At 64.0% G+C, this 22321-nt stretch carries 17 protein-coding genes and 1 tRNA gene; 2 read left to right on the top strand and 16 right to left on the bottom strand.

The genetic code is table 11. From position 1 onward, the window contains the following. Window positions 1-64: 64 nt before the first annotated feature. Window positions 65-907: an SGNH/GDSL hydrolase family protein gene (locus IPV69_RS08235; protein ID WP_206294562.1), complete on the bottom strand. Its 843-nt coding sequence runs from the start codon at window positions 905-907 to the stop codon at window positions 65-67. A 441-nt stretch (window positions 908-1348) separates the two neighbouring features. Beyond that, window positions 1349-2326: an MBL fold metallo-hydrolase gene (locus IPV69_RS08230; RefSeq protein ID WP_206294561.1), complete on the bottom strand. Its 978-nt coding sequence runs from the start codon at window positions 2324-2326 to the stop codon at window positions 1349-1351. Window positions 2327-2510: 184 nt separating this feature from the next. On the opposite strand from IPV69_RS08230, the gene IPV69_RS08225 reads away from it, so the two are divergent. Next, window positions 2511-3122, top strand: coding sequence for a GspE/PulE/PilB domain-containing protein (locus tag IPV69_RS08225; protein WP_206294560.1), 612 nt, complete (start codon window positions 2511-2513; stop codon window positions 3120-3122). 179 nt (window positions 3123-3301) lie between these two features. Here IPV69_RS08225 and IPV69_RS08220 read toward each other — a convergent pair whose 3' ends face one another. The 4 genes from IPV69_RS08220 to IPV69_RS08205 all read right to left on the bottom strand — a co-directional run bounded on the left by IPV69_RS08220 (window position 3302) and on the right by IPV69_RS08205 (window position 10742). Further along, window positions 3302-4252, bottom strand: a complete 951-nt coding sequence (locus IPV69_RS08220) for a nucleotidyltransferase domain-containing protein (RefSeq protein WP_206294559.1) — start codon at window positions 4250-4252, stop codon at window positions 3302-3304. A 104-nt stretch (window positions 4253-4356) separates the two neighbouring features. Continuing rightward, on the bottom strand, window positions 4357-9333 hold the full coding sequence (locus tag IPV69_RS08215; protein WP_206294558.1) for a serine/threonine-protein kinase: 4977 nt from the start codon (window positions 9331-9333) through the stop codon (window positions 4357-4359). 160 nt (window positions 9334-9493) lie between these two features. Continuing rightward, a tRNA-Cys gene (locus tag IPV69_RS08210) sits at window positions 9494-9567 on the bottom strand. Between the two features lie 56 nt (window positions 9568-9623). Continuing rightward, the gene (locus IPV69_RS08205) at window positions 9624-10742 is read right to left on the bottom strand and encodes a M20/M25/M40 family metallo-hydrolase (RefSeq protein WP_206294550.1); all 1119 of its coding nucleotides are present in this window, start codon (window positions 10740-10742) and stop codon (window positions 9624-9626) included. A gap of 226 nt (window positions 10743-10968) precedes the next feature. Here IPV69_RS08205 and IPV69_RS08200 point away from each other — a divergent pair, with 226 nt between their 5' ends. Then, window positions 10969-11313 carry an ArsR/SmtB family transcription factor gene (locus tag IPV69_RS08200; RefSeq protein ID WP_206294549.1) on the top strand — a complete coding sequence of 115 codons (345 nt, stop codon included), beginning with the start codon at window positions 10969-10971 and terminating at the stop codon, window positions 11311-11313. A 42-nt stretch (window positions 11314-11355) separates the two neighbouring features. On the opposite strand, the gene IPV69_RS08195 is transcribed toward IPV69_RS08200, so the two are convergent. The 10 genes from IPV69_RS08195 to IPV69_RS08150 all read right to left on the bottom strand — a co-directional run bounded on the left by IPV69_RS08195 (window position 11356) and on the right by IPV69_RS08150 (window position 22104). After that, complete coding sequence (locus tag IPV69_RS08195) at window positions 11356-12270, bottom strand: ABC transporter ATP-binding protein (protein WP_206294548.1); 915 nt, start codon at window positions 12268-12270, stop codon at window positions 11356-11358. Window positions 12271-12280: 10 nt separating this feature from the next. After that, window positions 12281-12703 carry a cytochrome C oxidase subunit IV family protein gene (locus tag IPV69_RS08190; RefSeq protein ID WP_206294547.1) on the bottom strand — a complete coding sequence of 141 codons (423 nt, stop codon included), beginning with the start codon at window positions 12701-12703 and terminating at the stop codon, window positions 12281-12283. A 97-nt stretch (window positions 12704-12800) separates the two neighbouring features. Then, window positions 12801-13631, bottom strand: a complete 831-nt coding sequence (locus IPV69_RS08185; protein ID WP_206294546.1) for a cytochrome c oxidase subunit 3 — start codon at window positions 13629-13631, stop codon at window positions 12801-12803. 76 nt (window positions 13632-13707) lie between these two features. Then, window positions 13708-13896 (bottom strand): hypothetical protein, encoded by a 189-nt coding sequence (locus IPV69_RS08180; RefSeq protein ID WP_206294545.1) that lies wholly within the window; start codon window positions 13894-13896, stop codon window positions 13708-13710. Between the two features lie 92 nt (window positions 13897-13988). Then, window positions 13989-14696: a carboxypeptidase regulatory-like domain-containing protein gene (locus IPV69_RS08175; RefSeq protein WP_206294544.1), complete on the bottom strand. Its 708-nt coding sequence runs from the start codon at window positions 14694-14696 to the stop codon at window positions 13989-13991. Between the two features lie 124 nt (window positions 14697-14820). After that, window positions 14821-15798, bottom strand: coding sequence for a heme o synthase (cyoE, locus tag IPV69_RS08170; protein ID WP_206294543.1), 978 nt, complete (start codon window positions 15796-15798; stop codon window positions 14821-14823). A gap of 128 nt (window positions 15799-15926) precedes the next feature. After that, window positions 15927-17354, bottom strand: coding sequence for a COX15/CtaA family protein (locus IPV69_RS08165; RefSeq protein ID WP_206294542.1), 1428 nt, complete (start codon window positions 17352-17354; stop codon window positions 15927-15929). A gap of 134 nt (window positions 17355-17488) precedes the next feature. Continuing rightward, complete coding sequence (locus IPV69_RS08160; RefSeq protein ID WP_206294541.1) at window positions 17489-19645, bottom strand: cytochrome c oxidase subunit I; 2157 nt, start codon at window positions 19643-19645, stop codon at window positions 17489-17491. 141 nt (window positions 19646-19786) lie between these two features. After that, the gene (locus IPV69_RS08155) at window positions 19787-21094 is read right to left on the bottom strand and encodes a cytochrome c oxidase subunit II transmembrane domain-containing protein (protein WP_206294540.1); all 1308 of its coding nucleotides are present in this window, start codon (window positions 21092-21094) and stop codon (window positions 19787-19789) included. 149 nt (window positions 21095-21243) lie between these two features. Beyond that, window positions 21244-22104, bottom strand: a complete 861-nt coding sequence (locus IPV69_RS08150) for a cupredoxin domain-containing protein (RefSeq protein WP_206294539.1) — start codon at window positions 22102-22104, stop codon at window positions 21244-21246. Window positions 22105-22321: the final 217 nt, after the last annotated feature.

Here is a 22321-nt window from a genome sequence, read left to right as displayed (position 1 = left end):
TTGAGCCGCGGGCTTCATTGGATCACTGTTCGTATGCTACCCACCTGAGGCATCGGTTGCCGAATTACTTCAACGCCGCCTCGATCGCGGCCGCCACCCGGCTGCCGAGGAACTCGTAGCCGAGGGCATTGAAGTGGACGTCCTTGGGGTTCTGCAGCTTATCGAGCTGTGGCGTGATGTCGGTGAACAGGTCGTCGATCGCTACGCCATGCTTCTTCATCACATCGGCGGCGGCCTGGTTTCGCTCGACGATGGACGCCGCGGTCTGTTTCTTGGGCAGATCATCCGGAATGGGTGTGGTGCTGGCCCAGACGACCTTCGCGCCGGTCTTCTTCATGCGCTCGACGAGCTGTTCCAGCCGCTGCGTGTAGTCGGGGATCGGCGTGGCGCGTTCATGAATGCCGAAGTTGAAGTGAATCACATCCCACTTGCCGTCAGCCAGCCAGATGTCGATCTTCTTCAGGCCGTTGGCGGTCGGGCCGCAGTTTTCCGGGGCGCGATGAACGTTCGCCTTGCCGGCCAGGGCTTTGCGGACCGACTGTGTGTAGCCGCGCGAGACGGAGTCGCCGATTAGCAGCACGCGCGGCAGCTTCGGATCGTCCTTCACGAAGTCCCAGGCGTTGGACCGACCGGCGATCTTCTCGTTCTTGTGGATGGGCAGGTAGAAGCTGCCGAGGTTCTGTTGCAGAACCTTTTCCCACGCCTGCTCGTCCGGCGGCAGGGTTGCGACCCAGGCGGCGTATTTGTCATCGCGAAGCTTGTCGGCGACCGCCTTCTGCGCCGCGGCTTCGCTGGCGTTGGTCGGCTCGGATTTGGTAGGCGCCGGCGGCTTCGCGACGTCGGCACCGCGGGCGGCGATCGCGAGGAGTAACAGAAGTCCGAGACACTTGAGCGTTAGCGAATTCATATGGCTTCCCTGATGAGCATGGAGCAAAGACGAACAGGCCAAAAGCTTTTACCACGAAGGAGCACGAAGGTTCACGAAGGAGGCGTCGTCCACGAATGGACGGGGTGAGTCACACCGCCGGTCTTTCGTGGCACGGTGCTTCCAGCCCGTGGTCGCGGTACTCCGCGACATCGATCGGTACTCCGATCGAAGCAGCAAGAGCGTAAGCGATTCGTATGCGATCCGCGCATCTCGGGCTGCGGCGCTCGATCTGCGGTTTGATGTGCGGTTTGAGCGCTTGCGCTCGTGCTTTTTCGATCGGAGTACCGATCGATGTCGCGGAGTACCGCGACCACGGGCTGGAAGCACCGTGTCACAAAAGATCTGCCGCCCTTTGTGTCACGCGCCCGATCCGTATGTGGGCAACTCTTCCTTCGAGATCCTCTGTGGCTGGGATTCACTTCATCCCATCCACATTCCCCCCACCCGATCGACCACAACCCGCCGCGCGTCGGCCACCGCCATCAGTCGTTCCATCGGCTCTCCCCACGGTTCGTGGCTCAGCTTGAACGTGCTGTGATGCATGGGAATCACGGCGTCGGGCTTCAGATGTTCGATCATCTCCCACGCCTGCTCGGGGTTGGCGTGACCGCCGATATGCGGGCGGTAGCCGCCAATGCCGACGATCGCCAGATCGGCCCTTGGGAGATCGCGCCAGAGTTCCTGGTGCGCCGAATCTCCGCCGAAGAACACCCGGCGGCCCGGCCCGGTGCGCGACTCGATCTGGTACGCGTTGTACCCGCGGTGGGCATCGTGAAAGGTGCGCGCGCCCCAGTGCCGGACCGGCTCGGCGGTGATGCGCAGCGGGCCGATGTCGGTGGACTCCTTCCATCGCAGTTCGGTGATGCTCGCATAGCCGAGATCCTTCAGCAGATCGCGCGTGTGCGGCGCCGTCACGATGGGCGTCTTCTTCGGCAGCCGGGCGAGGGTCGGCCGGTCGAGGTGATCGAAGTGGGCGTGCGACATCAGGATCAGGTCGATCGGGGGAAGCTTTCTTAGGTCGACCGCCGGTGCGAAGCGGCGGCGCGGGCCGGCCGTGATCAGCCCCAGGCCTAATCCAATGCGATGTGCGAAGACCGGATCGGTTAGGACGGTCTGCCCGCCGATGCGCAGCAGGATCGTCGCATGGCCGATCCATACGGCGGCGAGCTCGGCGGCATTCCAACCGGACAGATCGGGCGTCAGCGGCGCGGGTGGCGGCGGCATGAGCCGGTCGACGACGGCCAGGCGACCGCGGCTGCGACCGAGCCGATCCGCCGCCGCCAGTGCCCAGGGGCGGGCCTTGGCCCAGTCGGCGACGACTTTCCAATGCGCCCCCGGCCGCTCTTTGCGGCTGCCGGAGGCGGCTGGGAGGTTCTCGGGGCTGCCTGAAGCGTCCATAAGGCTCGAAAAATGCGGGTTTTACCGGTCAACCGGGAATTGCCCGAAACAGGTTGCTCCAACCCGGCGGCGAATCGTAAGTCTAGTCATGCGAGGGAAGCGACCGCCGAGCGGAGAGATCTGAATCCGGGCGGCCGAGTCACTCGCAAGCCAGAACATACAGGAAGAACAGGAGCCCTTGGCCATGACCGCCGACCACAAAATTCCGTCGACCGCCTCGCTGTTGGACCCCCGGGGCGACCGCTTTGGCGAGTTCCTCTCGCGGTTCGTTTCGATCTCCCGCCACGACGTCTATGAAGTGCTCGAAGAGCAGTCGGGCACGCGGCGGAAGTTCGGGCAGATCGCCCTTCAGCTTGGGCTTTGCGAGCCGGTTCATGTCTGGCAGGCCTGGAGCGCACAGCTTCTGGGCCGTACGCCCCGCGTCAATCTTTCCGAGTTCGGCATCGACTCGCAGGCAACGGCCGATGTGCCGGCGTGGCTGGCGGCGGCGCTGGGCGTGGTCCCGGTGCGTTCGATGGAAGACCGGCTGGTGATCGCCGCTTCAGACGGCACGCTGGCCCGAGCCACCGAGATTCTCACCGCGCAGACCACCAAGCCGATTTCGTTCGTGCTTGCCGAGAAGCAGCAGGTGGAGGACGCGATCGCCCGCTATTACACGTACATCCCGCTGCGGACGGATTTCCAGTCGAAGACGATGGGCTGCGTCTCGAAGCGATGCGGCCACAAGTGCCTCGGCGAAGCCTGCCCCGCCCGCCAGAAGCTCGCCAATCGTGCCGCGGCGATGGCTGTGGCGTGAACGGATCTCCAGCCGTAACGGCATCGAAGAGAACACGAAGGCGCGAAGGCACGAAGGAAACGCGAAGAGCAAAAGGCAGATCGGGGACGCGGCAACCTGCCTAAAGTTCCTTCGTGGCTCCTTCGCGTCTTCGCGCCTTCGTGTTCTCTTGTTTCCGCCAGCCGCAGATGCTCCAAAAGTCATGGCAACTCCCCCGCGGTCGCGAGTCTTCGGGCCTTCAATAGTAGGTCGTTAGCACGCGCATAGTCGGGCAATTCGGGAAGGGTGGTGGCGACGGCGGCGGCGTCGAACTCTTTGTGCAGGCTGAGCCGCCAGCGTTCGGTTTCTTCCCAGGGGATCTCGCCGCGCTTGATCGCCAGCAACTGCTCGCGGTGTTCCTCCACCCGCACCGGCACCACGCCGTGCCGCAGCACGTGAATGCCGGACATCAGCAGGCGGATGAGGTGCATCACGTGCTTCCACTTCACCTGCCCCTGGTTGCGGAGATCGGCCTGCATCTTCTTGAACTGCGAGAGGACGTAGCCGTTGTAGGTCTGGTAGACGAGCCGGGAGAGAAAACTCGACCGCATCGCCAGGAGCTCGGCAGCAAGCGGTGTGGCCTGCTCGACGATCGGTGAGTACAGGCATTCCAGTACGTTCGGATTGGCCTTGAGCGCCAGCACGATGAACTTCTGCAATTCCCAGTAGACCTCCTGGGTGGCGTCGTTCTCCAACTGCTCGGGAACGCCATACAGCGACCAGTGCAGGTCGGCAGGGGGGAGATAGATGCCGCGGCGGTCGATGTCCGAGCCGTCGCCGGCCAGGCCGTAGGCCTGCGAGCCGATCACACAGCGGAAAATGACGCGGCGAAAGAGGTCGGCGTGCGGCGCCCCCTGCGAGGGGTCGCCGATCAGCGATTCCTTGGCGGCGGCGAGCATGGTGATTTGGTCGCGGCGGAGCGATGCCTCCACGCCATCAGGAAAGCGGACGCGGTACGAATGGTCCAGGTCGATCGGCGACCGCACGACAACGCCGACGGCACCGCGCGGATGCAGCGGCGAGTCGTTCTGATCGGGCACGGCAACGAGCGCGGCGACCTGCGTTCCCGGGGAGTAGATCAGTGTCGGTGGATGGTGAACTCGGTCTGCCATGGCTTCGGTTGCGTCGCTCGAGACGAAAGTGCACCTGTGATGCGACGCGTACACGGGTCACTGTTGAGCGGTCGCACCGCAGGAGCACTCTTCATTGTTCCGCGTCATCGCGACTGCTTCAGCAACTCCTGGCAGATCATCCAGTCCAGCGCGTCAAACGAATCAAACAGTTCGGGCTGTTTCGACCAGGCGTCCTGGGCGGCGATGGCTCGCTGACGTGCCTCGGCGGCCTTTTCCGCATGTCCCCGGTCGCGTTCGATCATCGCCAGCAGCAGGTTGCACATCACGGCATGGCCCGGCGGGGAGACCATCTCGGGCGAACCCCGTGCAAAGGCCTCGGCCGCATCGAGTCGCCCCTGGCGGTACTCCAGGATCGCCCGGGAGAAACGCGCGGCCGGCGGTGTTCCGCCGAGGGGTGATGGCATCGTCGCCACGCCCATCAGGTGGTCGAGCTTGTCGCGGTCGGCCTCGGGCTTGCCCGGCTTCAGCAGCAGGACGACAGCCATCCGGGCGGCGGCGGTCCGGTCCTTTTCAGGAAGCGCCTGCCTCCGCCAGCCGGCGACGACCGATGTAAACGCCGGTTCGCCGCCGGTCCGCATCGCCAGGACTGCCCGGTGAGCCTGCCAGAGCGCCTCGGTGGAGTCGATTTCCGTCGCGACGGCAAAGTCGGCGGCGGCCTTATCGTGACGGCCGGCGCGGGCATGCAGCGCGCCGCGCGTGCCGAAGGCCCAGCCGTGGAACGAGTCTTCGCGGACGGCTTCGGTCAGGTCCGACAGCAGGCTTTCCTCCGACCGGCTTGTGCGGCCGAGCGATCGGGCCAGGGCGTCGGCCGCGGGGTCGAGAGGCTGCAGCCGCAACATCAACTTGTCGTCGCCGCCGGTTCGGTAGTGTTCCACGTGAACAGTGCACGAGGATGCCCCGCTGAGGATGACATCGGTCAAGTCCTGCCGTACCGCCTGCCGCGAAGGCCAGACGTGGATCACGCGCCTGTCGTCGAAGAGCACCTTCAAACCGTCGGCGGCCGAGCCGATCACGCGGTACCGGCCTGTGGGCAGTCGCAGGCGTGCGTCGGCGACCATGGCGTAGCGGATGTCGGGCGTGTCGGGGATGGGTTCGGCGGCAAGACAATCCAACATCGCCAGTGAGTCTGACTCGCCTTGCCCCACGGCCCGGTTGGGGTTTGTGATCAACCCGTTCAGCGCAAACCGGTCGAACATGCCTTCGGCCTCGGGGACGAAAGCTGACCACTGCCACCGCGCAAACAGCACCCAGTGGGCCGACGTGTGAGACACTTCTGGCGTCTGCACGCGAAGCTGCAGCAGGTAGATGTCGTGCGGCGGCGCCGCGGTGCCGGCAATGCCCGCGAACGTGCCGTGACCGACGACAGGATTGCCCGGCGGCTGCCAGCGGACGAGCGTCCACTGCAGATCGGCGGCATTGATGTTCCTGAGCTTTGGGATGAGCGAGCGGTCTTCGATCATCGCTTCATCGAGCGATGACAGCACCTGCGCCGCAATCCCGCCGTCGTTGGGGACGCGCGGCGCGCCCAGGCGCGTAAGGATTGCCCGGCGACCGAGTTCTGCGCCGCGCGGTTCGGCCAGCATTTTCTTGGACGCCAGGGCGTCGATCGCGCGGGTGCAGAGGTCGCCGGCGGGTTCGTCGCGACCGGCCAGGCTGTGCTGGCGGGCGGCATAGAGCAGGCTCTCGGCGGCGACTTCGGGTGACCGGGCTCGGGCCGCCGCCTGCTCGACCACGGTGGTCACCTCGGCGGCTTCATCAGCCTGGGCTGACGCTCGTCCGAAACCCCGCAGCGCCTGAAGGTGGATTTCGAGCTCGGTCCACGGCAACGAGACACCCGTCTCGACCGCCTTGCGGTAGCAGTCGGCCGATTCGCGCCACTGGCCGAGCCGTTCCCACCACTGCCCGCGACGCAGCAGCCAGCGGCGATTGTCGGACGAATCGGCACCCAGCGCCCGGGCGACCATGGCATCGGCCTCGGGCGCCAGCGGTTCGAACTGCACCCGCAGCGAGTACTCGCCGAAGGCCTGGAAGAATTCCACGCGCAGGTGGCGGGGCGAGCCGGCGAACTGCATCGGCACGATGTCGGTCTGGATAACCCGGGCCCGCCAGTCGTTCACGACGATGGCCTCGTCGGCGTGCAGGTTGACCCCGTCATCGGCCGTCACCGCCGACAGATACCTGCCCGGCGGCAGGGAGATGTCGGTGGTGGCGCGGACGGCAAAATCGGTCGTCCGCCCGCCGGGCCCGCCGCCGAGCCGAAGGCCCAGCACGCGCTCGCCGTAGTTGCCTTCGTCGAGCATGAACAGCGTGGGCGTGTGGAACTGCTCGAACGGCTTGCTGTGCAGTGCGGTCCAGAGGGCGCTCGACCGACTGCCGGGCGGAATCGCACCTTGTGCGGCGTGCAGCGAAACGTTCCAGTCGGCCATCATGACCCAGGCGGCGGCTCGCATGTCGGCGTAGCCGGGTCGGGGACACTGGATGGATAGCAGGTACAGCCCCCGCGGCGGGTCCTGGAGCTTTCGGAGGTCGTCCAGCGTTCCACCGGCGACTGATGTCGACGCCGGTTTGTCCGTCCCCGTTCCGTCCCATCGTTCGAGCGAGAAGGTTGCCGAGGCCAGATCGACCTCGTCGGCGCCGAAATGGCGCGACGAGTTGCGGCCGAGCGATTCGTTGACGGCCACCCACGCATGGGCCCGGAGATAGGGGCTCGCCCATCGCCGTGCGTCGCCCAGACCGGACCGCAGCAGCAGGTATCGCCAGCGAATCTGGTTGGGTCCGTCGGCCCCGGTCCGCAGCCTCCGGCTCTCGGCAACGGCGGCATCGAATGCTTGCTTGCCTTCATTCTTGCGGTTCTGACGCAGCAGCAGATCGGCGATGTCCAGTTGCCGGGTGATGCGCTCCTCGGACGGTGCGTCGATCGATGTGGCCAGTCGAAGTTGATCGCGAGACGTCTCTAGGGCCGCCGCGTAGTTGCCGGCCGACACCCTGACGGTGGTCAGGCGGTCGGCGATGCTGCGGGTGCGTTCGTGCTTCTCACCGAGCAGGGCGCGATGATCGGCGAGGGAAGAGAGATAGGCCTGTTCGGCGGCGGGCAGGTCGTCGTCGGCAACGAGCATGGATGCCAGAGCCGTGCCGACATCGAGCCGCAGGTGCGATTTGTCGGAGGCGTCCTGGCGGAACGCCGTCAGCGCCTCGCGGTAGAGCGCGACCACTTCCTGCTTGGCCGGTGACGAGCGTGGACCGTCGGCGTCGCGTGCCCGAAGGGCCTGGGCGAGATCGGCAAAGAATCGCCCCCGCGGCGTGATGCGTCCGCCGGCGGGGTTGGCGGCGACGGCGGCCAATCCGGCCGATGCCGGCTGCGTTGCCGACGACAGACGCCGGGTTCGATCGACGACGTCGCGCAGGAGTTTTTCGGCGTCGGCGGGCATGCCACGGGCGAGGCGCACGCGGGCCAGTACGTCGGCCGCGTCGAGCGTCAGCGGGTCGTCCTCGCCGAGCGCCGCCGCCGCCGCCCGGTAGGCCGGCTCGGCCAGCCGTTCGGCATCGAACGCCTTGCCCGGAAGCAGTCGTTCGGCTGCTTCCAGGCCGGCGACGATCGACTTTCGGGTTTCCTGCTGCGCGAAGGCCCGCGCCCGCTGGAGCTGCTCGAGCGTCGCCTGAACGTGTTTGCGCTGGCCTTCGGCGTCGGCCTGTGCGTTTTCGGCCTGAGCCTGGCTGATCCACGCCCGGATCATGCCCGCGCTGGTGCCGACGATCCCGCCCACCAGCAGCACCAGCATTGTGACGAACGCCGCCACCCCCAGCCGGTGCCTTCGCATGAACTTGACGACCCGGTAACGCGTGCTCGGCGGGCGGGCCAGGACCGGCTCGTCTGCGAGATGGCGGGTGATGTCGTCGGCCAGCTCGGCGGCGGTGGCGTAACGCCGGGACCGATCCTTCTCCATCGCCTTAAGCGTGATCCAGTCCAGGTCACCCTGAAGCTGCCGTGTCAGCGACTTGTGGTCCGCCCCGCGCGACTGGGCGACATGCGCGAACGTCGTTCCGCCCGACAGCGTCGGATCGTCCCTCCGAAGCTGATTGAGCCGCGTGCTCGGCTTCGGGGGCTCGACTTCGCGCAGCACCCGCGCGATCCCGCCGGGCCCGTCGCGCATCAGCGTTCGGCTGTCCAGCGGCAGCGTACCGGTGAGCAACTGGTAAAGGATCACGCCCAGCGAATAGATGTCCGCACGCGTATCGACGTCCAGCCCGCCGGTCATCGCCTGCTCGGGACTGGCGTACTCAGGCGTGCCGATCAGCGCACCGTGCATGGTGTGGATCGACTGGTCGGTCAGCGTCTGCGTGGTCGCCTTGGCGATGCCGAAGTCGATCACCTTCGGCACCGGTTTGGCGTCCACCGTGGTGACGAGGATGTTCGACGGCTTAAGGTCCCGGTGAATGATCCCCTTCTGGTGCGCGTGCTGAACGGCCGAGCAGATCGCGACGAACAGTTCCAGCCGCTGGCGGGTGGTCAGGCGGTTGCGGTCGCAGTATTCGACCAGCGGTACACCCTGAACGAACTCCATCGCGAAGTAGGGCCGGCCCGCGGCGGTCATGCCCGCATCGAACACCCGCGCGACGCCTGAATGGCTCATCAGCGCCAGCGCCTGGCGTTCGGCGTCGAACCGGGCGACCACCTCCTTGGTGTCCATCCCGACCTTGATGACCTTCAGTGCGACGGTCCGCCGGACGGGCGCCAGTTGCTCGGCCTCGTAGACCACGCCCATACCGCCTTCGCCCACTTTGCGAACGATGCGGTACTGGCCGATGCGCTCTGGCGTGGGGTCGTGACCGCCGGTCGCGGCGGGCAGGAAGGCGTCGAGGGTTTCGTCGTTGGGGCCGAGGCGGGGGGCTGGTGAAGATACGTCGGCGCCGGCGGCGGAGGTTCCGATTTCAGCCGGCAATGCGGCGGCAAGACCGACTTCCGGTACGGCGTCACGGCGCAATTCAACCGGTGGCAGCGCCGGGATGCGCGTGGAGGCATCGCCGGCGTCCGGTGCGGATTGTTCCGCGGGGTAACGCATCGCGGGTTGAGGCATCCTTTCCGGCCGTCGGGTTGTGTACGTGAGTCCCCACCGGCGGCGTGGAGGCATTATCGCCGATGCCGCCGTGCCGGGCCATACGCCTTCATAGGTTGTTGTCAGAAATCTCTCGAATGAGCAGGCGGAAAGATGGGAGCGAGAAAGGCCGGAGTGGGATTCGAACCCACGAAAGACGGATTTGCAATCCGTTCCCTTAGTCCACTTGGGTATCCGGCCAAGGGTTTACAGAGAATAGCGTATCAAAGCGGCTCGGGCAAATCGCACGGAACTGCTTACGCGATCGGATCGGAAAGCAGCTTCTCCAGCTGCCGGAAGCGCTTTTCCACCCGCTCCTTCAGCGGCTTCATGCCCGGCTCCCAGGTGTGCCCCTCCCGCGCCACCCGTACGAACAGCTTGACCATGCTATGCCAGTCGCCGAGGTCGATGTACTCCGGGCCGATCTTCATCTTCGCGCGGTCCATGTTGTGATAGTTGCCCAGCGGCACGCAGATGCTGGCGGCCTTGAAGCCGTAGGCGTCGTAGATGGTTGCCTCGCAGGTGCCGCCGGGCATGAGCGATCGCTGGAACTTGAAGGTGTCGTCCTTCTTCTTCTCGGCGATCTTCTTCAGTGCCTCGGCTTGCTGGGTGATGAAGTAGGTCAGGTCGGAGTTGAAGACGCTGGTCTTGTCGCCGGTACGAATGATCGCGCCGCCGCCCTGCGGGGCGTAGGGCTGCATCGCCGAGGTTTCGATCGCGATGATGTTGTCGGACTTCTTCAGCAGCTTGGGCTTGAGGCTGGCGGCGATCGCACCGATGAACCCCTCCTCTTCGGCCCGCGTCAGCAGGAGCGCGACCGTCGAAGCCGGCGGCTTGCGGTGGAGCTGGTCCATCATCACCAGTGCCGCGGCGGCACCGGCCAGGTCGTCGCAGACCCGGCTATAGAACTTGCCGGACTTCTCGCGGCCGGTGCCCTGATCCCACATGCCGATGGTGCCGGGGGTGACGGGCTTCTTCACGCGAAGGCGAACCTTCTCGGGTACTTTCCGTTCCTCGCCAATGCGATAGTCAACGATGTTGCCGACCGATTCGACGTCCCCGTCGAAGAACCGCACGCTCTGACCTTTGAAGAACTCTTCCATCACCCAGCCGTGGAAATCGGCTTCTAGCAGGCCGTCTTCGAGCATCCGCCGGGCGACAAAGCCGGGGTGATCCATATGGGCGGTGTAGACCCATCGGGGAAGCTTCGGGTCGCCGGTGCCTCGCAGTTCCATCAGAAGGTTGCCGTAGCTATCGCGGTCGAGCGACAACTTCGGGCGTTTGGCGACGAACTTCTCGACGAACGCGACGATGCGATGTTCGACGAACGGGGCGGTCGGAATGGAACAGAGTTCGGTCAGGAGCTTGGTGCTCATGGCACGATCGTAAGTCAGGCGGGATGGCCTGCCAAATCGCGGTCGAGGGATGCCCCGAAAAGAGCGACATTCGCCGCCCCAAGTTTCGCCAGCATCTGAAATAACAATTATCGAAGCGAGCGCAAGTTCTAACGGCCTCTATTTTGACCCCGTCGAATTGACCTACCTATATTTCTCCGACCGATTGCCGCATCCACCAGCCTTCCCGACCGGAGTGACGTTGCTCATGCTTAATACGTCTTTAGAGGCCAATGCTTTGGAACCCCTGGCCGACATTTTCAAGTTGTTGTCCGACGGCACCCGCCTTCGGATTCTGTCGTTGCTCGCCAAGGGCGAGCGGAACGTCACCAGTCTGTGCCAGGACCTTCAGCTCCCTCAGCCGACGGTGAGCCATCACCTCGGGCTGCTGCGGATGCGGAACATCATCAGCAATCGACGTAACGGGAAACAGGTGTTCTACGGGCTCGACGGGCAGGTCACTGTTGGCGACGGGCAATGCCTGGTCATCAATTCCGACGGCTACAAGCTGCGCATCTGCGGCCCGGCCGAAGCGATGTCAACCGTGTCATGATGTGAGCCATGCCGCTGCTCCGAATAACCGACGGCTCTCCTGTTAATCGGCCAGGCTTCGGCCGGTCAGTCTGATGAACACGTCCTGGAGCGTCGGCTTGCCGACCGCGATCGATTCGACCAGGCCCGGAGCAGCTTCGATGATCTTCGGCACCGCCAGGTGGGCGTCGGGCATCTCGAGGCGCACCGTCCGGTCGATTGTCTGACTGCGAAGCCCGAGTCGTTCCGCCAGCGTCTGCTGAAGACGCTCGGGCTCGCGCGAGGTCATGGCGACCACGTCGCCGCCGACAGACGACTTCAGTGCAGCAGGCGTATCGCAGGCAAGAAGTTTGCCTTGTTCGAGGATTGCCAGCCGGTCGCATAGATCGGCTTCCTCCATCAGGTGTGTTGTGACGATCACCGAAACGCCTTGCCGGCGCAGGTCGGCGATGATCGACCAGAGGTCGATTCGTGCGGCCGGATCGAGCCCGGTGCTGGGCTCGTCCATCAGCAGGAGCCGGGGGCGGTGCAGCAATCCCATCGCCACCTCGACCCGCCGGCGCATGCCGCCACTGAAGGTTGAGATGCGCTCACGTCCCCGATCGGCGAGTTTGAAAGCGGCCAGGGTTTCTTCCACCCGCTGCGCGAGATCCCGGCCTCGCAGGCCGTACAGGTGTCCGTGGTGGGTCAGGTTTTCGCGGGCGGTGAGTTGCTTGTCGAGGCTCGGTGACTGGAACACAACGCCGATGAGCGATCGGACGGCGGCCTGGTCGGTGGCAACATCGCGACCGAACACCTTCACCGCTCCGACCGGTGGCAGAATAATGGTCGAAAGGACGCGAAAAAGCGTCGTCTTGCCGCTGCCGTTGGGGCCGAGCAAGCCGAACACCTCACCCGGCGCAATCTGCAAAGAAAGATCGGCCAGCGCGACGCGCTGGCCGTAGTTGTGCGTCAGGTGCTGGATATCGACGGCGTTCAATGGGGTCTGATCAATGCGCGGCGGCGGGGGCGGCGTTTGTGGGCACTGGCTTGTTGTAGTCTTCCACGGCGGTCTTTCCGGTCTTCTCGGCGACGATGTCGGGAATCAACGCCGCGATCATGATCACGCAAAGCAGGATCGGGAAGATCAACGTCAGCTTGATGAGTTTTCCTTCGAACTTCAGGTGCATGAAGTACCGGGCGACCAGCAACGCCTTGACCGACGCCACCAGCAGCGCGATGCCGAGGTTGATCCACTCGTCGTGGAATCGCTTGAACGCGACGGCGACGGTGACGACCGTCAGGATGATCAGCACGACAAAGATCAGGATGTAGTTGACCTTGTGATGCGGCGCGGCTTCAGTGTGCCCGCGCGGAGCGCCGCCTTCGGCGTCGCCCTCTCCCAGTCGGCTTACGGCTGCGTTGGATGCCATTGCTTGCGTCTCCGTGAGGTCCGCGTTTGCGGACCGTCGAACGTCGTTGAGGTCAGGGATATCGTCCCGGCGATCGCGTCCGCCAAGGCGGACCCTACTAGATCAAATACAGCAGCGGGAACAGGAAGATCCAGACCAGGTCCACAAAGTGCCAGTAGAGGCCGGTGTACTCTGTGTGCCGCGGGAAGACTTTGCCCCGCAGTGCATGCACCAGCAGGAAAAACAGCGGGATGATGCCGCCGATCACGTGCAGGCCGTGAATGCCGGTCAACGTGAAGTAGCTGGAAAAGAAGATATTCCGCGACGGGCCGTAGTTCAGGATGTTCGTGACATTCGCCGGGTCGATCTTGCCGTCGGGCACGGGCTGGCCGGCGGCCTTGATGTCGGTCAGCACGACCTGGTTCATGTCGAACTTGGCCTTGCTGTCGGGCAGGGGCATCTTGTAGGCGTGGGTGATCTCCCACTCTTTTTCGCCCTTGTGGACATGGGCGTCGTACACATCCACCTGCGTATCGCTGACACGGTATTGGAAGGTGAAGTGTTCGAACTTCGACTTGTATTCGAAGAACTTGATGCCGAGGAAGCCGAAAGCGCACAGGAGCGTGATCGCCAGGTACCGGGCTGCCTTGCCGGGGCTGCCCTTCTGGGAGGCATCGACCGCCAACGCCATGGTGAGCGAGCTGAAGATCAGCACAACGGTATTGACCGCCGCCATGGGGATGCTGAGCGTCTGGGCGTTCTTTTCGAACAGGGGCGCGGCACCCGAGCGGTACACGATGTACGACCCGAGGATCGCGACGAAGAACATGATCTCACTGGCCAGGAACAGCCAGATGCCGATCTTGCCGGGCAGCGTCGGGTCGCCCCGGCTGTGAACCGGGTCGGGGGCGTGCTCTTCGGCGACGAACTGGACGGCGTATTCGGACACGATCTCTCCAGATGAGTAAGGCCGAAGGATGAGGGCTCAAGGCCGAAAAGTCCAATCCTTCGCCTGTTCAATCCGCTCAATCCGCGGGCGACGTTGCGGGTCCACCGCGCGAATCCGGCCGCGTCGCCGGTGCGGTGTGCTGCCGCAGACGTTCCTGCTGCCACTCCCGTTCGGCCCGCGTTTCCTGCAGGTATCCACCGGCAAGCCACCCGAACACCAGCGCGATCAGAATGAATAGCCAGCGAATGGTTCGGGGGATTCGCATGAGACGGCGTCAGTGAGGATTGAAGATGGAGGATAGAGATAAATGGTCCATCCTCGATCTTCTATCGTCCAACCTCAATCCTCTATCTTCCTTCACTTTCCAAACACGAACCCGGCCGTCGCCGTTCCGTCGGTACCGACAGTCACCGGGGTTTTCTTCTGACCGTACCGCTCGTGCCACGCGACAAGCGTGTAGGTTCCGGCCGGCACGCCTTTGAGCTCGAACTGCCCGTCCTCGCCGGTGACGGCGAAAAACGGGTGATCGAACACCGCGACGTACGCATTCATCCACTGGTGCACATCGCACCGCACGCGGATCGCCACCTCGGGGACGGCGAAGGTCACGTCGCGCGTCTGGCCGGCGTCGGCGAATGACAGGTTGAACGGCTTGTTCGTTCCCTTGTCCGAATGTGCGTTGTGCAGCGTCGGGTCGCTGGACTTCACCTTCAGCGTGTGTCCGGTTCGCACCGCCACGACGTGTGGCACGTACCTGCAGTATTGCTGGTCGAGCAGGGCCGGCTCCGTCTTACTTTCGACATTCGGGCCGTCTTCCAGATAGACGACGACGTTCTCCATCGCGCCAGTTGCCGACACAAGCACTGATTCGTCCTTGATCGGCTGCTTCGTCACGCCGCAGATCTGGTCACCCAGCGTTGCCCGGGCCGGCGGCGTGCCTTCAAACGTCACCTTGCCGCGGACGATCGCCATGCCGGCCGCCACGACCGGTTTGCTGGCGGGCACCTTCGCAGGCTCGCTCTTGCAACCGGAGAAGGCCAGCACCAGGGCTAGCAGGGCGGGCACTGCCCGCCGTAGAAAGTGTCGGTCGCGCACGCAACCCGAATCTCGGGTCTGACACTGGAGTTCGGCTCTCGGGATCGACGGCAACGGGCTAGCTCTCTCCGGCGGGCAGTGCCCGCCCTACGGTTTACAGCTTGTCGACGATCATCGCCGCCAGCAGGCAGGGCAGATACAGGATCGACGCCAGGAACACCTGGCGGGCGTCGCCCCGGCGGCGCGTCACCGCGGCGACCGACACGAATCCGAGGAACGCCAATCCCATCGCCAGCGCGGCGATGAAGTAGAACGGCCCGGTGCTTCGCAGCACGCTGGGCAGCATCGATACCGGAATCAACGCCAAGGCGTAAAAGATCATCTGCCGGCCGGTGGCGATGAGTTCGGGGTCGACGACGGGCAGCATCTTGAATCCGCCACGGGCGTAGTCTTCGCGGTAGAGGATCGCGATCGCCAGGAAGTGGGGCATCTGCCAGAAGAACAGGATGCCGAACAGAGCCCAGCCGATCGGCGTGACTTCGCCGGAAACGGCGGCGACACCCATTACCGGGGGCAGGGCACCGGGAATCGCCCCGACGACAGTGTTGAGGGTGGTGACCCGCTTCAGCGGCGTATAGACCAGGATGTAAATCGCGGTGGTGACCGCGCCGATCGACGCCGTCAGCGGATTGACCCAGAAGTACAGTTCCAGCAGCCCGACTACACCGGCTACAACGCCCAGCGACAACGCGGCGATCGGCGTAATGCGACCCGCCGGCAGCGGACGCCGCTTGGTGCGGACCATCAGGATGTCGTGGGGCTGCTCGATGTACTGGTTGAGGATGCTGGCCGCCGCCGCCGTCAGCGCCGTACCGATCAATGTGTGCAGCAGCAGGCCCCAGTTCGACCAGACGGGGTTCGACATGGCGTAGCCGACCATCGTCGTGACCAGGACCATAAAGTTCAGGCGGAGCTTGGACAGCTCGACGAGGTCGTGCATCAGCGTCGGCTGTTTGGCGTGGGCGGCGATCTCTTCGGGCAGCAGGTCTGCCGAGGGTGCCGCGGGCAGCGCGACGGCACCATCCAGCACCAGGGCGGGGGAGAGATCGGACAGGTCTTGGTCAAGCTTCATAAAATGACTCGCAGCCGGCGACATGTCGCCGAACGCCCACCGCGCCGCGGTGGGACCCACGGCAGCGCCGTGGGCGTGGATTCGCAAAAGTCACCATGGAACCCAGGATCGCGAACATCCCGGCACGTTCAGGTGGTCACGGCCCGGTACCCGTTCACATTCTGGCGATCAACGGCAGCGCGTCCAGTATGACCGGCCGAAACGCCACTCGGAGCACCCCGCGACGCGATCACCGCCCGTACCGCCAGGCTGAACGTCGTCACCAGCACCAGCGCACCGACGGCGACGTGTAAACTCGCGATATCAGCGGGCTTATGCAGCAAAACGGTCAGAATGCCCAGCGTCAGTTGCGTCAGCAGCAGGGGGATCAGGATCAGGGCCGGGTTTCGCGCGGCAAAGTGCAGCTCCCGGTCCCGGAGCGATCGCCAGATCAACAGGCCCAGCACGATCGTCACCAGGACAGCGCCGGCCCTGTGACCGACATGGAACCAGATCTGGGTCAGCGTCACGGGCCGCAGGTCGGGCGACCCGGAATTGGCCCGCATCAGGTTCGCCTCTGCCAGAGTTGTATCGTTCGTGGGCGGAAGAACCTTGCCGTAGTGCAGCGGCAGATCGGGGATCGCCAGGCCGGCGTCGTAGTGGCGCATCGTGGCGCCGATGATCAACTGGAGGTAGACGACTGCGACAGCGACCACGGCAAGCCGGGCGAACGAGCGGGGAACATGGAAGTTCGACGCGGAATTGAAGACGCCGGGTCGGACGTAGTCCAGAACGCCAGATTCTGCAGTTGGACGTCCTGCAGTTGCGGTGCCGCGCGTCAAAGGATCCGGGTATTCGTGAATACGCTCAGACACCGGCGTGGGGGCATCGGTCGAAAGCACGTTCGCCAGCCGGTCCCACAGCCGGCTCGTCGCAAGGATGACGAACGCGACAAAACAGAAGAACGCCTGTGCGAAGCAGCCGTGGATGACAGCAAGGTCGAGTTCGACCAGCACCACGCGAAGGCCGCCGAGCACGCCCTGAAAAATGACGGCGGCCAGCACGCCGACGCAGACCCACCGAAGCCAGCGGCGTGGCTCACGATGGCGGGCCAGGCTGGCGACGCCGAGCACCAGTGCCGCACCGAGCGCAACGACGAACGCGTGCGACACCCGCGTGAACACGTCGGCGACGTGGGGTGCCCGTGCGCCCTTGATGACAACCAATATTAGCAGGAGTACGAACGCCGCGATCGACGTGATGACCGTCGCGATGCGCAGCCGCCGGCGGGACGCCAGAGTCCGCGCCGGGCCGAACGCGAACAACGCCAGCACGATCGAAAGAAAACCCACCACCGTGCCCATCAGGCGGTGGGTGTGTTCGTAAAGAATCCCGCCGACCCATTGGTTCGGCGGAAACAGGAACATGTTGTACCCGTAGCTGTTGGGCCAGTCGGGAACCGACATTCCCGCGCCCTTGGTCGTCACCAGGCCGCCCATGAAGATCAGCGGAAACGTCGCCAGCGCCGTGGCGATCGCGATGCGGTGGAGCGAGCGGTTGTACGACGGGTGGTTCATAGAAGCAGACAGGAATGAAGAACAGGGAATCAAGAATGAAGAACGGAGAGTGGCTAAGCCGACCCCAGTCGTTCACCGTTCTTCATTCTTGATTCTTCATTCTTCGTTCGAATCTCGGTTGCCGGCGAAGCTCCCTAGACCGTCGTTGGTCCGGGCAGTTTCCTCGTCTGCGCCAGCCAGTCTTCTTCCACCAGCGGGCTGCTGTATTCATAGGGCCCGTGATAGACGACCGGCGTCTTTTCAAAGTTTCCGTGTGGCGGGGGGCTGGCGGTTTCCCATTCCAGCGTCGTCGCTTCCCAGGGGTTGCGGCCGGCCTTCTTGCCGAAGATCCAGCTTCCGACAAAGTTCAGCGCGAAGATGATCTGCGTCGCCCCCATGCCCAGCGCGGCGTAGGTGATGAACTGGTTCATCGGCACCAGGTCGGCGAAGCTGCTGTAGTTGCTGTAGTCGTAGACGCGCCTCGCCATGCCCCGCATGCCGAGCATGTGCATCGGGAAGAACGTGCAGTTGAAGAAGATGAACGACAGCACCCAGTGCAGCTTGCCGAGAGTCTCGTTCATCATCCGGCCGAACATCTTGGGGTACCAGAACGTGATGGCGGCGAAGATGCCGAACAGCGATCCGCCGAACAGAACGTAGTGAATATGGGCGACGATGAAGTAGGTGTCGTGGATGACGATGTCGACCGCCGTGCTGGCCATGAAGATGCCGCTGAGCCCGCCGATGACGAACATCGCCACGAACGTGACGGCGTGGAGCATCGGCGTTTTGAAGCGGATGTTCCCCTTCCAGAGCGTGCCGAGCCAGTTGAACGTCTTGATCGCCGACGGCACGGCGATCAGCATTGTGCTGACGGCAAACGCGGTCGCCAGTGTCGGCTGCATGCCACTCTGGAACATGTGGTGGGCCCAGACGATGAAGCCCAGGAACGCGATGCCGCCCATGGCGTAGACCATCGGCTTGTAGCCGAAGATCGGCTTGCGGGCGAAAACCGCGATCACGTCGCTGACCATGCCCATCGCCGGCAGGATCATGATGTACACCGCAGGATGACTGTAGAACCAGAACAGGTGCTGGTGCAGGATCGGATATCCGCCGCCGGCGACATCGGGCTGAATCTGCCCCGACACCGTCCAGTTGAACGGCAGGAAGAAGGTCGTGAAGCGGTGGTGGTCGAGCAGGTTGATGAACAGGCTCGCCGCAAGCACCGGCGTGGCCAGCAGCACGATGAGCGACGTGATGAACAGCGACCAGACGCTGAGGGGCATGCGGAAGAAGGTCAGGCCGGGGGCGCGCATCTTGACGATCGTCGTCAGGTAGTTGACCGCGCCCATGATGCTGGAGAAGCCGATCAGGAAGACCGCGAAGAACCAGCAGGACTGCCCGTCGAAGCACAGGAACTGGAAGAGCTTGCCGGCGTAGACCGCAGTGACGGCCGACAGTGCGATGCCGAGAATCCAGTTTAGCGGGCGAAAGCCCAGGCGAATCTGGTAGGCACACAGGTACAGGAAGAGCATGAACAGGCCGCCAAAGACGGAGAACATCGCGCGGTCAGGCCAGGAGCTCATCGTCTTTTCGCCGGCGGGATTGGTGCCCGTCAGACGAAGGATGTCGGCAAACCAAGTGGCACCGTTTTGAACCCTGATCCACCAGAGCTCCAGCTGAGTTGAGCTGGCGCTTTCGGCCAGGTAGACAGGTGCCATGTGCAGCATTGCCTTGGCGTCATTGATCGGCACCGCCGACCCCTGCCAAAGGGAGCTAAGCGTCGGATAGCTCGTCCACCCCGCGCCGGCCGCGCCGCCGGGGAGGAAGAAACTCGCGACCAGCAGCATGCCCGCCGGCACCGACAGCCAGAACGCCGCGCCGTTCAGGAACGGGAAGGCCATGTCCGGCGCGCCGATTTTCAACGGGATCAGGTAGTTGCCGAAGGTGCCGACCAGCAGCGGGATGATGACCAGGAAGATCATAATCGACGCGTGCATGCTGAACGCGGCGTTGTAGAAGTTCGGGTCCATCGGGCCGTTCTGGCCGATGAACGAACCCAGCGGCAGCGGCTTGTACCCGGGGATTGCCGGGTTCGGCCACGCCAACTGCCAGCGGACCACCATCGCGAGCAACCCGCCGACGACCAGGAACGCCAGTCCCACAAACAGGAACTGCAACCCGATGACCTTGTGGTCGGTCGAGAAGATGTACTTCTTGATGAAGCTCGGCGCGTGATGGGCGTGGTCATGCTCGACGTGAGCGTGGCCGTGCGTCGGTTTTTCAAGCGGTAGAGGAATAGCGGTCATGAAGACTCTCTACAGGCGTTAACACAAACCGAGTTCGGCTTGTGGCGAATCGTAAGGCGGTCGGCGACAAAGGGTCGCGGTTTCACAAACATTGACTTTCACGAGCGTTATCCGGAGCGGTCAGGCTTCGACTTTGACCGATCATTCGGCGGCGGCCCTGGCAACAACCGGCGTGGCCGGTAGCGCCGTCGTGGGCGCGGCGGCGGGGGCCTTGCCTTCGAACTTTTCCGAGTACTCTTTCGCGTCGATCACCAGCACCGAGCCACGCATGCCCGTGTGGCCGTTGCCGCACAGCTCTTCGCATACCAGTTCCCATTCCTGATAGGCGTAGGCATTGAACTTCTTAAGCGTGCCCTTGGCTTTGAGGCCTTCAATCAGCGCGTTGGTCAGGCGGTCGCCGTTGGCGAGTTGCACATCGACCTTCTCGATCACCTTCTCCATCTTCCCGCGGACACGCTTGGTGACTTCGCGTTCGGTCGAATAGGCGTATTCGGCAGCCTGGGCAGGGTCTTCAGGCACCAGGATGCGAAGGTTCAACCCGTATGCGACCAGGTCCTTCGCTTCGTCAATCGTGTACTCGCGCTTGTTGGCGGCTTCGGAAGCCTTCTGGTACTCGGCAGACGTCTGTGTCGGCGTGAAATAGAGCAGGCCACGCATGCCCGGGACGGCGTCGAGCTTCACCCGGAAGTGGGGCAGGAAGAAGTCGTGGATGACGTCCTTGCTCGTCAGTTCCACCTCCACCAGTCGTCCCTTGGGAATGGTCACCGGGCGGCCTAGCGCCTCACGCCAGTCGTCGTCTTCGCCGGCGGGGTCGGAGAAGTCTTTGCCGAGTTTGTTGATGCCGATGTAATCGTTGATCAGCTTGACCGAGATCTCCTTCGGCAGGAAAGCCGGCCCGGGGGGCAGCGTCTTGCCGCCCGACATCCCGGAGTAGCCGTCCTGGAAGAAAGTCTCCTGGCCGGGCGGCAGGGCCGGCCACCTGGCATCGGTCGTCTTGGGGAACACCAGGTACCGACCCAGCTTGCCATCGGGGCCGGGGTAGATCGTGTTCCAGTTGAACTGTTCGGCGATCACCAGGATCTTGGCGGCACCCGCCTTGTCGCGTTTGGTGCCGTAGCGGAACTCGTCCCAGGCGCCCTTGGTCCAGATGGCCAGCGCGATCAACAGGATCGCCGGGATGATGGTCCAGATCAGTTCGACCTTTTTGTTGCCGTGGGTGAAATGGGCCTTGCGGTCGGGGCGGTAGCGGTACTGGATGCAGTACTTCAGGAGAAGCAGCAGCACGACCACACCAACCACGCCGGTCACCCAGAAGATGACGTTGAACAGCAGGTCGACGCCGCCGCCGTGCTCGGAATAGTTTTCGGGCAGCCACCACTTTCGCCAGCCCTGGGCCTGGGCAAGGGTGGGGCAGAGCGTTGTTGCAAGGTGATGAGAGATGTTGATCACCGACGATCCCTTGAAGAAGAAGCAGGAGACTATTCCCTCTCCCCTGAGTACAGGGGAGAGCGAGTGATTTAATGCAGCGGCGGGCCTTCGTCAAAAGGGCGAAGGCCCGCCGCTCGGATTTCTGAAACATTTCCAACGAGACGGCAGGCTTACTGCGCGGTCGCGCCGGCGGTCTTGGGATCGGCCTTGGCCTTGGCTTCGGCTTCTGCCTTGGCCTTGGCGGCGGTCTCGGCGCACTTGCTGCCGTCGGTGCAGCAGGTGGGGCCCTTGACGACCGTCGAGACGAGCACTTCGCGCTCGTTGGCGGGGGCGAGTGCGGCCTTGGGGGTGACCTTCAGGTCGACTTTGCCCTTGCCGCCCTTGATCGTCACCTTACCGGTGGCGCATTCCTTGAACTTCTCGTGCCAGGCGACGACGTCGTAGTCGCCGTCCTTGAGGCCCTTGGTCTCGAAGAAGAACACGCCGTCTTCACCCGTCACGCCATGGAACGGGTGATCGAACACCGCCACCCAGGCAGCCATCCAGGGGTGAACGTCGCACTTGACCTTGAAGGTCTCGGCGGCTTTGGTGGGGATCGTGTCCTTCTGGCCCTTCACCGGCTGCGCCTTGTTGATCGGGGCGTTGTTCTCGGGAAGGGTGTGAACGTTGTGAAGGAACGGGTCGCTGTTCATCGCGATCAGCTTCTGGCCGACCGTGACCGAGACCACGTGGGGCGTGTAGATGCAGTTCACCTGGTCGAGGTGCACTTCGTCGGCGGGGGCGTCGCCCTTCAGGTCGCCCTTGAGATAGACGACGACATTCGCCAGTTCGCCACCCTTGCCCACAATGACAGATTCATCCAGCGGGGCGGTCTTGTGCAGCTTGGAACAGTTGGCATCGTTGGTGATGCCCGGAACCGGCTTGCGGGCCGGTGCCTGTCCGTCGAACGTGACCTTGCCTTCAACCTGGGCGAAGGCGGCGGTCGTCATGCCGGCCGAAAGGGCCAGCGCTGTAAAGAACTTGCGGACCATGAGTTTCACTCCTGCGAGGGGGATCAAAGGGGTCGAATCGCCGACCCTTCACCAATGGTGTCGGCGGCGGTGGGACGCTGACAGGCGTCGTTCCCGCACGGCTCATACTGTAATGGACACGTCACGTTGTTCAACGATGGAACCGGATCGAACATCGCCGACTGTTGCCGACTTGCGACCGGGCGACAGTTTAACAGTCTTGCGGAGCGACCCCTTA

The sequence above is a fragment of the Humisphaera borealis genome, assembly GCF_015169395.1.
Lineage (GTDB): Bacteria > Planctomycetota > Phycisphaerae > Tepidisphaerales > Tepidisphaeraceae > Humisphaera > Humisphaera borealis.
Note: the sequence above shows the minus strand (reverse complement) of the source record. Positions and strands in the feature narration are given on the sequence as shown.

Excerpts from the sequence above, each read along its gene's own strand:
- IPV69_RS08220 (WP_206294559.1), bottom strand. The coding sequence starts at position 4,252 with ATGGCAGACCGAGTTCACCATCCACCGACACTGATCTACTCCCCGGGA.
- IPV69_RS08230 (WP_206294561.1), bottom strand. The coding sequence starts at position 2,326 with ATGGACGCTTCAGGCAGCCCCGAGAACCTCCCAGCCGCCTCCGGCAGC.
- IPV69_RS08235 (WP_206294562.1), bottom strand. The coding sequence starts at position 907 with ATGAATTCGCTAACGCTCAAGTGTCTCGGACTTCTGTTACTCCTCGCG.
- IPV69_RS08205 (WP_206294550.1), bottom strand. The coding sequence starts at position 10,742 with ATGAGCACCAAGCTCCTGACCGAACTCTGTTCCATTCCGACCGCCCCG.
- IPV69_RS08225 (WP_206294560.1), top strand. The coding sequence starts at position 2,511 with ATGACCGCCGACCACAAAATTCCGTCGACCGCCTCGCTGTTGGACCCC.
- IPV69_RS08215 (WP_206294558.1), bottom strand. The coding sequence starts at position 9,333 with ATGCGTTACCCCGCGGAACAATCCGCACCGGACGCCGGCGATGCCTCC.
- IPV69_RS08160 (WP_206294541.1), bottom strand. The coding sequence starts at position 19,645 with ATGACCGCTATTCCTCTACCGCTTGAAAAACCGACGCACGGCCACGCT.
- cyoE (WP_206294543.1), bottom strand. The coding sequence starts at position 15,798 with ATGAAGCTTGACCAAGACCTGTCCGATCTCTCCCCCGCCCTGGTGCTG.
- IPV69_RS08180 (WP_206294545.1), bottom strand. The coding sequence starts at position 13,896 with ATGCGAATCCCCCGAACCATTCGCTGGCTATTCATTCTGATCGCGCTG.
- IPV69_RS08190 (WP_206294547.1), bottom strand. The coding sequence starts at position 12,703 with ATGGCATCCAACGCAGCCGTAAGCCGACTGGGAGAGGGCGACGCCGAA.
- IPV69_RS08165 (WP_206294542.1), bottom strand. The coding sequence starts at position 17,354 with ATGAACCACCCGTCGTACAACCGCTCGCTCCACCGCATCGCGATCGCC.
- IPV69_RS08200 (WP_206294549.1), top strand. The coding sequence starts at position 10,969 with ATGCTTAATACGTCTTTAGAGGCCAATGCTTTGGAACCCCTGGCCGAC.
- IPV69_RS08150 (WP_206294539.1), bottom strand. The coding sequence starts at position 22,104 with ATGGTCCGCAAGTTCTTTACAGCGCTGGCCCTTTCGGCCGGCATGACG.